This is a genomic window from Mesorhizobium sp. M7A.F.Ca.CA.004.06.1.1 (assembly GCF_003999135.1).
In the GTDB taxonomy this organism is placed as follows: domain Bacteria; phylum Pseudomonadota; class Alphaproteobacteria; order Rhizobiales; family Rhizobiaceae; genus Mesorhizobium.
This window is the reverse complement of record NZ_RZPQ01000125.1, coordinates 1-10,588: the sequence shown is the minus strand read 5'-3', so window position 1 is coordinate 10,588 and position 10,588 is coordinate 1. Positions and strand designations below refer to the sequence as shown.

Sequence of the window (10,588 nt, the reverse complement as noted above, 5' to 3'; positions counted from 1 at the left end):
GTGCAGTCCAGTCCGGATCAGGATAGAGATGGCTGCGGGCAATCGCGTCCTGGCCGGCGGTGATCGCCCTGGGGCTGGGTGGGAAAGCGCTCTCGTTCTGGGCAAGGGTTGTCCGGTCGCAGCCGCCGAAACTTGCCAAGGCAAAGGCGGACATGGCCTCGACATGAGCGGCAGCTTTCAGAGGCATGGGTGGTCCATGGGAATGTTCCTGTCGGCCATCTTGTGAACCACCGTTGCCGGACCGGCTCGTGGGACAAGTTACAAATCGCCTGCGCGTTCACAAGCAAAAACTAATCGTGCATAGGGCCCGAAATTCTGGCCCACTTTAGGACGCAAAACGCCCGGTCAGCACGAGAGCGGAAGAAAAGATGACGGTATGCTTGCACCTCGAAAAGGCGTTGCCGAAAGCCGTCAGACAACTGACCGAAATCTGGTCGCAAGAAGATCGGCATCATCAAGTGACGGGAAGCGTCGACATGCGGTTGGGGGAGATTTCGCGCTTTTTTTCGGATCTTCGCGCACTCGACGTCGTATCTCCAGTCTGCGGCAGTTCGTTTCACGGCCTCTCAATGGACGCTGACCGGGCCTGAGAATAGACTGCTACTGCGATCAGCGTCAGCAAGCCGATGAACCAATATTGCCAGGCTTGCGACAGGCCCAGGAAAACCATCGACGAATTGACTTCCTGGATCAGGACGGCGCCAAGCAGCACGCCGATGAAGCTGCCGCGTCCGCCAAAGAGACTGGCTCCGCCGAGGACCACTGCGGCAATGCTGCCCAGCGTGTATTCGATGCCCTGATTGGGATCGCCGATGCCGAGCTGCGCCACCACCATCATGCCCCCAAGCGCTGTGAGCAAGCTGCCGGCGATGAACGCGCCGACGACGGTCCAGCCTGTGCGCACACCAATATGCGCCGCCGCTTTCTCGTTGGAGCCAACGGCGCGCAAGCTCATCCCCCAACGGCTGTAGCGCAAGCCGACTTCGAGGATGATCGCCAGGACCAACGCGACGATGAACACGACCGGAATGCTGCCGATAGTGGCTTTGATGGTATCCATGACGGTGGCGCTGATGGCCCCATCGGGATAGGGCCTCAGCAACACCGAGATGCCCTGAATGATGATGTAAACCCCTAGCGTGGCGGCAACGGAGGTGAAGTTCCCGAACCGAACCAAAGTCCCGTTGGTCAGGCCGACGAGGGCTGCGGCGCCAAAAACGGCCAACACGCCAACGATTATCGTTGCCATGCCGGCACCTTCATTCAGGAAGAATGACGCGATGACGAGGCTCAAGCCGATCAACGGACCGACCGACAGATCGATCCTGCCGGTGAACACTGCGCACATCTGGCCAAACGAGACGAACGCCAGCGCAGCGGAAAGGAACAGGATCTTCTCGATGTTGAAGCCTGAGACGAAACGAATGTTGTGGCCAGACGCTACCACGCCCAGCAGCACGATTAGCCCGGCAAGCACGAAGCTTGGAACATAGTCGCCGGCAGCAACCATTCGCAGCCATGAACGCGTAGTGCCGAATCTGTCTCGTTCTTGCTGGTCGGTCTTGCGATGGGTGGTGGCCGTTATCATGGTCCGGCCGATATTGGCCTCGTTGACGTCTTGGCCTGAGAGTTCGCCCACGACGTGCCCGCGGGAGAAGACCAGCACGCGGTCGCATACGCCCTCAAGCTCAACAATATCGGATGAGACGATCACAACCAATGTCCCGCGCGAAGCGACGTCACGCAGGATGCGATAGATTTCGGCGCGGGCACCCACGTCAACCCCGGCTGTCGGCTCCTCTGCCAGCACGAGTGAAGCCTCTGCCAGGAGAGCTCGTGACAGGATCGTCTTTTGCTGGTTCCCGCCAGACAGCGTGGCGACATTCTGCTCGATCGATGCCGCGCGAATGTTCAAGTCCACTCGCTGGGCTTCCATTTGCCGCCGTTCGAGCGGACGGTCCACGACGCCAAAGTTCGCGAAACGTGACAGGGCCGAGATGGTACCGTTTTCGCGCACGGAAAGACTGGGAAAAAGGCCTTCATGCTGGCGGTCGGGAGACAGATAGATAATGCCGGCACTACGAGCGGCACCCGGGTTGCCGAGCGGCACGGTCTTCCCGTCCAGAGTGACGGCTCCACGGGCATTTCCAAGACCTGCCAGCGAACGCAGGAAGTCGCTCTGGCCGTTTCCGGTAATGCCGGCGATACCAACGATCTCGCCGCCACGCGCCGACATATTGATGTCTACGAAATCAGCGCCCGAAAGCCCTTTGACCTCAAGAATACTTGCGCCATTCAAGACACCGGCTGATTTGAGCGGAAATTGCTTGGTGACGGTGCGTCCGACAATGAGGTTGAGGATTTGGTCATCACTGACATCGCGCATCGGTGCCGATCCCTTCACTTCACCGTCACGCATGACGGTGACCGTGTCTGCGATCTGCCTGATTTCCTGCAGCCGATGCGAAATGTAGATGACCGCCGCGCCCCGAGTCGCTGCTTCGCGCACGTTGCGAAACAGGATGTCGACAAGGTCGGCTGTCAAAGCCGCGGTGGGTTCGTCAAGAATGAGGATCTTTGGGTCGATCGCAAGCGCCTTGGCAAGTTCTATCAGTTGGCTTTGCGCGATGTCGACATCGCACAGCCGGGTCTTGGGGTGAACGGCAGAGCCAACACGACGGAGTTGGGCGATTACCCAGTCATTGGCATAATCCGTTCGAAGCGCTGCTGGAACTGCAAGCAGCAGGTTTTCAGCCACCGTCAGATCGGGAAGCACCGCCGGATGTTGATGCACGATGGCGAGCCCGAGCCGTTGCGCCTGTGCCGCGCTAAAGCGATCTACAGATTGTCCACATATTTCAATCGAGCCCTGATCGTAGCTCAAAGTGCCGGAGGCAATGCCCATCAATGTCGACTTGCCTGCGCCATTTTCTCCCAGAAGCGCATGAACCTCGCCGCATCGGGCCACAAACGAAATGTCCTTCACGGCGACGACATGGCCGAAACGCTTCCACACGCCTTGCATGCGCAATCCCAACGGGCTGTCCAACGCAGTACTGGTCGGCGTTGCCATGTCAGACTGAAGCTGCTCGACGGTGGCCATGGGTCGATCCTCCTAAGTGACTTCCATCATCCTCCTTGAGGAGATGAAGGGGCGGACAGAAGCCCGCCCCGTTTGGCTCGAGATCAGAGACCGCCCTTGAGGGCTGCCAGGACCTGTTCGTCAGTCAGGCTGGTGCCGTTTGAAGCGGATTCCGGAAGCTTCGGATTGCAGAAAACAGTTCCGGCAAGCGAATCCTCGAGCTGGAAGTTCGTCACTTCCTTCACACCGGCCTCAGCCACCGTATGTTTGGTGCCGTTGGGGTCGGTTATGACGAGCGGCTGATCCATCTTGCCGCCGGCTGCCTCAGCGATCGCCCAGCGTACGGCCAGACGCACGTTCCACTGCTCGGCGCTGTTTGTCGTGTACTGGAAGGCGGACTTGGCGTCGGCATCGTGCAGCTTCTTCCAGGTGCAGCCGAACACGTTGGCGTCTTCACCGGCGATCAGCGGAAGTGGCCGACCAGCCCGTTCGAAAACGCCCGAGGCGACAACGCCCATGCTGAGGTCCGCGATCACACCGTCGATCTGCGGATACTGGGCAATTAGCGCGCCCAGCGATTTGGCGACCATGCTGGAATCCCAATTCGTCACTTCGAACGGCTTCTGTCCGATCTGGACGATGCCCGGATAGTCCTTGAAAGCTTCGAGGATGCCATCAGCGCGCTCACGGCTCTGACTGGTTCCGGCAGGCCCGCCGAGGTAGGCGACATTTCCCTTGCCGTTGAGGGCCTTGGCCATCCATTTGCCCCAGTCGACGCCATCCTGGTGGAAGTTCGTGCCGACGAAAACGCTGTAATCCTTGCCTTCCTCGCCGCCGACACGGGCCCGGTAGGGGACGACGGTGCTGCCTTGCTTGAAGGCATCGCGGATCGCCGGCAACATGGCTGGTCCGGCATCGGGGAACACGACAATGGCATTGACGCCGCGTGCCGCGAGACCGCTGAGGTCGGAGATTGCCTTCTGGGTGTTACCCTGTCCGTCGGTATGATCCCAGCCGGTGACATTCGGGCACTGGCTGGCCTCGTTGATCGCAGCGGCCGTCGTCATCTGCCGCCAGGGGTTCTGGGCGAAGCCATCCGCCAGCGCGACGGAGATTTCCTTCGTTCCGCAGAAGCTCGGCGGCGTCGCCGCTGGTTCGGCGCAGAAGACACCACCGGCGATGCCCTTGCACCAATCCGCGGCGCCGGCTTGTGTGATCGACAGCGGTGAGACAGTTGCAAAGGCCGACAGGGCGAGCGCGGCGCCCGATATCGCGTTTAATCCAAGATAAGACTTCATCATTTCCTCCCAACGAAGTTTGGTTGCTGTTCTCCAACCTGCCCGTGATGGACAGCGTTGAAACTGTTTATTCCCTTGGCCGCCGACATCATGCGGTCGACCTGTTCCTCAAGCTGATTGCCCGCCTGAGATTGCGAAAATTCAGACCATAGATGCCGACCCCAACCAGGATCGCGGCACCTTGGAAAAGGTATTGAACGCCGATGCTGGCGCCCGTCGTCAGCACCAATTGTTGCAGCTGTGTGAGAAAGAGGGCGGCGATCACGGTTGCCGCCAAATTGCCCTTGCCGCCAAACAGCGAGGTTCCACCCAGAACCGTCGCGGCGATCGACGGCATCAGGTAGTTGTCGCCCTGCTGCGGACTTGGCAGCTGCATAAGGCCGCCGAGCAGAATGCCGCCTGCCGCATAAAACAGGCTCGCACCCACATACGCGGCGATCTGGTAGCGGTCAGCGACGATACCTGCCGCGCGTGCGGCCCTGATGTTTGCGCCGACAGCCTCGAAATTGCGCCCGAAGGTCGTCGCCTTGACGACGAAAATGACGACGATAGCCATCGCTACTGCCAAATAGGCGAGCTGCGTGATGCCAAAGATCTTACCGTTGGCGAACGCTGCTATCGACCCGGGCACAGACACCGGTGTGCCGCCTGAAATCTTGACGTTCAGGCCGTAGAGCAGCGCGTTCATGCCGATCGTGGCAACGATGGGCGCAACACGAACCTTGCTGACGAGCAGGCCGCTGATCAGCCCCGCTACCGCCGCAGCGGCGAAAGCGTAGAAGAGGGCCAGGGCAACACTGCCCTCGGCATCGGGTTGGCTCTCCGCGAAGTAGCAGACGATGACAGCGCTGAGCGAAACCATCCCCGGCACGGACAGATCGATGCCGCCCTGCTGGATGACCATCGTTTGGCCCAGGCTGATGAGGGCCAGGATGGCGGCAAAGGGCAGCATTCCGCTCATCGCGCCGGTGCCAAGACTTTGCGGGGCGATCAGGCCGCCGAAGACGAACAGGACCAGCGTTGCCGCCGCGATACCCGCGGTCGGCCCGCCAGCTGAGGCAAACCAACTGCTCGGTCCGGATGCACCTTCTCCTAAGGCCGTGACCGGCTTCGGCTTGTCTGAAAGCTTTTCCACGTGTCTTGTCCTTCTGCGGATTCGCGGCATCGAACTTGTCCGTTAAAGCAGTGCGGATCTTGCTCCGCTGGCCAGACAGATTTCGCTGATCCGCAGCTTCTGGCTGGAGAGCCGGGACGGGAATGTCTGTTCGAGCCGCGACTCGTGAACGGGTATGACCCGTCGAGACTCATGGCCGACCTGTTTCATCATGGCTTCGGTGGCCATGATCAGATTGATCTGGCTGCCGGTGGCCAGGCCGACCGGGAGATACATGTCGTCGATCTTGAGCTGTTCGGAGGCGCCGTTCAGGTTCTCGAACTGGTAAACAAGATCACCGGCAAGCACCCAGGTGTCCTGGGAATCCGTCTTGCCATCATTGCGCACCGTCACCCACATGCATGCGAAGGTATGGCTGTCATAGGCGACGTGAAGATCGATGCCGGGGAAGACGTTTTCCATGGCACCATCGACCGCGATCAGGCGTTTGTCGCGCGCCAGCTGCACACCACGCAGGATATCCGCCGTATCGATGCCGGACAGGATCCAGCGCATGCGGTCCGGCAGCGACATCGCCCAGATCCATTCCTGCAGCTCCTTCTTCTGGACGTAGAAGGTGGCATTGGGAAATGCATCAACATTGCCGAAATGATCGAAATGCGCGTGCGTGATAAAGACCGCGTTGATGTCTTCCGGCGTCAATCCGATTTCGGCAAGAACCTCGCGCGGTCCGCGCCAGTTCTGGACATTGAACAGCATGCCAAGATAGTTCCCATAGTCGCGGTCGTTGTAACCGACGTCGACCATCGCGGCCCAACCGTCTCCCTTGATGACGGCGTAGCAGTAGGGCAGCTTGACATAGCCTTCATTGTGGGCGCCGTAGATGACGCCGCTCTTGTGGTATTCGGGCACGTAGCCGTACTCGAGGACGTAGATCGAATAGAGTGACACCGGTTTCCTCCCTTGATCCAGCCGGTTAATTTTTCGCGGGTCGGCAGTTGCAGCAGGCCGCCCTGAAATCCACGGGCGTCAGTCCGGCGGAAGGTTCCGAAACCATCCGCAGCGACCGCTGCGCGAAAAAAAGCGCGTCAACGACGGCATCGAGATCGGGACTTGCCGGATCAATGAGATCGGCAAGACGATCAAGCCGCGAGAGTATCCGGCCGAGAAGCACAAGCAGATCGGCTAGCGCGGCTTGGTGGCGGGCCGCTGTCGGCGGCGCCTTCACCGCACCCAGCCGGTCGGTTGCCTCGCGCAACTGCCTTGTCACCGACGCCAGCAAGAGATCGTTGCGGTTGCGGTCGAGGCTGTCGGTCTGGAGCAGAAGCAGGATTCCCGAAAGCTGGCTAACGCAACGCTTGGCGGCGTCATAGAGCGGGCGGGTGTCTGACAGGTAGGAGGCAACCGCTTCATCCTTGATCCCTGACTTCAACAAGGCATCTGGCTGGAACTCGCGGGGGGTGTCCCATATCGAACAGGCGGGACGATGCACGCTTTCGATCGCTGAAGAAGGCGCTGGAAATTCACGACGAAATGGTGGAAGCGCCGCCCCATGCGCAAGCGGAGCCTCGTCTTGTCCGGAATTGATCCTGAGCATGCGTCGCCTCCAATGTTTCGTCGTCGCATCGATCCGCAGGGCCGTGCGGACTGTCTTTTCAGTGCATGAATCGGCCGCCGTTGACGTCGAGAATGAGCCCCGTCACGTAGTCGGACAGGTCTGAGACCAGAAACAGGCAAGCTTTTGCGATATCGTCAGCCGTTCCGAGCCGGCCAAGCGGGATGTTCACGACGATGTCGCGCCGCTTGTCTTCGGTCAGCTTGTCGCCAAAGATGTCCGTGTCGATCGTGCCTGGGGCAATCGCGTTGACGCGGATATTGTGCTGCGCCAGTTCGCGCGCCATCGATTTGGTGAGGCTGTGGATGCCGCCCTTGGCTGCGGAATAATGCGGCCCGCCGAAAATGCCACCGCCGATCTGGGCCGCGATCGAGCCGATCGAAACGATCGCGCCGGTCCGTCGGTCGATCATCGAAGGCACGCTAGCCTGGGCCATGTTCAGGCTGCCCCGCAGGCTGGAATCGATGACCAGATCGAAATTCTCCTGGGTGATATCCATCAGCCGGTCGGGTTGGCTGATGCCGGCATTGTTGATCAGGATGTCGACATGTCCGAAGCGGGCCATGACGTCACCAACCGCCTTGCGGCAAAAAGCTGGATCCCGGACGTCGCAGACGACGCCGATGTGTTCGGGGCCGATGTCGCGCGCTGCATTCATGGCGGCTTCTTCGTCGAGGTCGAAGATTGCCACACGGCATCCCTGCGCGGCAAACCGCCGGGCCGTGGCCTTGCCAATGCCGCGCGGCGACGCCGCGCCTGTAATGATGGCGGTCTTGTCCTTCAGCATCACGGCGTAGTCCTCCCCATGTTCATTCATTCGGCAGCCTCGGCCGCGTCTTCGATTTCCACGCCCGCCCAACCCTCGATGAGGGCCGCGATGCGCGAGCAATCGGCATCGGCCATGCCTTGCGTCATGGCGAACTGCCAGAACTGGCGAACGTTGGCGCCGAGCCACATCGGCACGCCCATGCGCTCCGCTTCCTGCATGCAGAGCGTCACGTCCTTGTGCATCAGCTCGGTGCGAAAATTCTGGTCGTAGCGGCGTGTCACCACATGCTTTGGATAGGCGATCTCCGACACCCAGGACCGGCCGGAGCCGGCATTGATGATCCGGAACAGATCCTCGGGCTCGATGCCGCCCTTTTCGGCGAACGCCAGCGCCTCGCCGACGATCACCATGTTGGTTGCGGTGAGAAGATTATTGGCGAGCTTGAGGATCTGTGCCTTGCCCACTTCGGGGCCGAGATGAACAAAGGTCTTGGCAAATGTCGCCAGGAAAGGCCGTGCCCGTTCCAAGGTGTGCTCCGACCCCGAAGCCATGACCGCCAGCGTCTCGTTGCGGACGCCTATCGGTCCTCCGCTGACAGGCGCATCCAGCACCGATACGCCGCGCCCCGCCATCGCATCGCCGACCTTGCGCGCCATTGTCGGGCCGGTGGTCGAGAGGTCGATATAGTGCTTGATGCGTTTGCCATGGATAAGGCCTGCCTCGCCCAGCGCGACGGCCTCGACGATCGGCGCGTTTGGCAGGCTGACGAAGACCGTCTCGACCGCATTGGCGACCGCGGCGGCGCTGTCTTGCCGCTTTGCTCCCTGCGCGACAAGCACGTCGACGGCCGCAGCGTTGGTATCGAAGATGTGGACGTCGAGCTGGGCTGCTAGAGCCTTGCTGACCATGGGCATGCCCATTGCACCGAGACCGACGAATCCGTAAGAATTACTGGGCACGCGCGCTCTCCCCGATCGCTGTAAGATGTGACGGCGCGCCTTCGTAGAGGCGATAGATGCCGGTGCCGTCGATGTCGCCGTGGCCGGCGGTGATAAGCAGACGAAAGAGCTGGGCGGCTTGGCCGGACATTGGGGTTGCCGTGCCCGAACTACGGGCGAGCTCCTGCACCATGTCGAGGTCTTTCAGCAGCTGACGCGCATAGGCCCGCGGCGCGAAATCATGTGCGGCGATACGTGGATAGAGCTGTTGCATCAGAACGCCGTCGGCATGGCCGTATTTCACGCATTCGGGCAGCAGCGCAGCATCCATTCCTGCCGCTTCAGCGAGGCGCACGGCTTCGGCCAGAACAGCATAATTCGTGCCGACCACGAGCTGCGCGATCATCTTGGCAACCGAACCCATGCCTGTCTGTCCGACATGGGTGAACTGCCGGCCGACGTCCTGGATTAAGGAACGGATGCGTGCGATCGCCCAATCCGAGCCGCCGGCCATGATCGTCAGATTGCCTTCGCCTGCCGCCGAGGGACCACCCGAAACCGGAGCGTCGATCCATTCGCATCCCGTGGCCGCTTGGACGCGCCAACCGATGGACCGGCAGAAATCCGGCGACACGGTTGAGAAATCCACCACGATCTGCGGTGACAGCAGAGCATCCGACAGGCCCGCTTGGCCAAACACCACGGTTTCGACTGCCGCCTGCGACGGCAGGTTGAGGAGCACGAGATCCGCGTCCTCGACACAGTCTTTTGGCGACGCAGCGCCAACTGCACCCGAAGCCATAGCCGCAGCTTGCCGGCCGGCATCGGCGTCGAAGACTCGTAGCTTGTAGCCAAGCCCTGCAAGGCGCGCGGCCATGGGTCCGCCCATCAGGCCGACGCCGATATAGGCAAGGCGCGGCTTACCGGATGTCATAGAATTGGACCGCATTGTCGTGGAACAGGCGCTTTTGCGCTTCAGGTCCGAGATCCGCCGTGATCTCCTTGTAGCCACCAAAGATCTTATCGAGCGTGCCGCACACACTGTCGACCGGGAAATTGCTCCCGAACAGGCAGCGCTCGACGCCGTAAATCTCGATGATCGACCTCACGATGTCGCGGTTGTTGGCGACCGTCCAAGGCTGGCCAGGCAGGCCGATGCCGGAGATCTTCACTGCCACGTTGGGCCGCTTGGCGAATTCGGTCATTGCCGCCTTCCAGCCGGCAATCCCCTCGGCACTGCGATCGGCCGGCAGCCCTGAATGCAGCAGGATGATCTGCGTCTGCGGGAAGCGGTCGGCGAGCGTGCACGCCTCGTGCAGATGCCACCATGGTGTCTGCAGATCGAACCGCAAACCATAGCTGGACAGCATGGCGAAACCTTCGACCCAATGCGGGTCGACCATGCTGCCTGGAGCGGCTGAGCCGGGCTTGGGATTGGATTTCGGCCTGTGACGCAGGCCGCGTACGAAGTCGAAACCGGCCAGCCGCTCCAGCACCCGGGCGCGGTCGTCCCGGTCGAGCCATGCCTGGCCGACAGCGACGTTAGGCCACCCCGTCTCACGACGAAGGGAGGCGATATAATCCATCTCGCCGATTGGATCATTCGGATCCCACTCGGCTTCGATATAGACCGTCTTGACAACGTGGTGGCCGACAGCGTCCCGCTTGTAATCGGCCGGCAGATACGGCCGGCATATCGAGGAGTAGTCGCCATAGCGGAATGGGATCAGCGGCCGATCGTTGAGCCACGGATAATAGTTCTGCTCGGGATT

At 60.9% G+C, this 10,588-nt stretch carries 9 protein-coding genes and 1 pseudogene; all 10 read right to left on the bottom strand.

Annotated elements, in window-relative coordinates; all coding sequences use genetic code 11:
• Window positions 1-187 (bottom strand): annotated as a pseudogene (locus EN906_RS10620) (aminotransferase); the annotation flags it as partial.
• A 369-nt stretch (window positions 188-556) separates the two neighbouring features.
• The gene (locus EN906_RS10615; protein WP_206517115.1) at window positions 557-3,103 is read right to left on the bottom strand and encodes an ATP-binding cassette domain-containing protein; all 2,547 of its coding nucleotides are present in this window, start codon (window positions 3,101-3,103) and stop codon (window positions 557-559) included.
• An 83-nt stretch (window positions 3,104-3,186) separates the two neighbouring features.
• Window positions 3,187-4,380: a substrate-binding domain-containing protein gene (locus EN906_RS10610; RefSeq protein ID WP_164748731.1), complete on the bottom strand. Its 1,194-nt coding sequence runs from the start codon at window positions 4,378-4,380 to the stop codon at window positions 3,187-3,189.
• Between the two features lie 88 nt (window positions 4,381-4,468).
• The gene (locus tag EN906_RS10605; RefSeq protein WP_127386678.1) at window positions 4,469-5,515 is read right to left on the bottom strand and encodes an ABC transporter permease; all 1,047 of its coding nucleotides are present in this window, start codon (window positions 5,513-5,515) and stop codon (window positions 4,469-4,471) included.
• A gap of 42 nt (window positions 5,516-5,557) precedes the next feature.
• The gene (locus EN906_RS10600) at window positions 5,558-6,445 is read right to left on the bottom strand and encodes an N-acyl homoserine lactonase family protein (RefSeq protein ID WP_127269013.1); all 888 of its coding nucleotides are present in this window, start codon (window positions 6,443-6,445) and stop codon (window positions 5,558-5,560) included.
• 25 nt (window positions 6,446-6,470) lie between these two features.
• Complete coding sequence (locus EN906_RS10595; protein WP_127269012.1) at window positions 6,471-6,926, bottom strand: hypothetical protein; 456 nt, start codon at window positions 6,924-6,926, stop codon at window positions 6,471-6,473.
• Between the two features lie 223 nt (window positions 6,927-7,149).
• Window positions 7,150-7,899, bottom strand: a complete 750-nt coding sequence (locus tag EN906_RS10590) for an SDR family NAD(P)-dependent oxidoreductase (RefSeq protein WP_127269015.1) — start codon at window positions 7,897-7,899, stop codon at window positions 7,150-7,152.
• Window positions 7,900-7,922: 23 nt separating this feature from the next.
• On the bottom strand, window positions 7,923-8,837 hold the full coding sequence (locus EN906_RS10585; RefSeq protein WP_127269011.1) for an NAD(P)-dependent oxidoreductase: 915 nt from the start codon (window positions 8,835-8,837) through the stop codon (window positions 7,923-7,925).
• Window positions 8,827-9,750 (bottom strand): NAD(P)-dependent oxidoreductase, encoded by a 924-nt coding sequence (locus EN906_RS10580; protein ID WP_164751045.1) that lies wholly within the window; start codon window positions 9,748-9,750, stop codon window positions 8,827-8,829. The genes EN906_RS10585 and EN906_RS10580 overlap by 11 nt, the downstream gene beginning before the upstream one ends.
• A partial coding sequence (locus EN906_RS10575; RefSeq protein WP_127375166.1) for an amidohydrolase family protein occupies window positions 9,737-10,588 on the bottom strand: 852 nt, incomplete at its 5' end. The genes EN906_RS10575 and EN906_RS10580, both read right to left, overlap by 14 nt.

What these genes read in the sequence shown, in the direction of transcription:
- EN906_RS10615 (WP_206517115.1), bottom strand. Translation starts at nt 3,103, where the DNA reads ATGGCCACCGTCGAGCAGCTTCAGTCTGACATGGCAACGCCGACCAGT.
- EN906_RS10610 (WP_164748731.1), bottom strand. Translation starts at nt 4,380, where the DNA reads ATGAAGTCTTATCTTGGATTAAACGCGATATCGGGCGCCGCGCTCGCC.
- EN906_RS10580 (WP_164751045.1), bottom strand. Translation starts at nt 9,750, where the DNA reads ATGACATCCGGTAAGCCGCGCCTTGCCTATATCGGCGTCGGCCTGATG.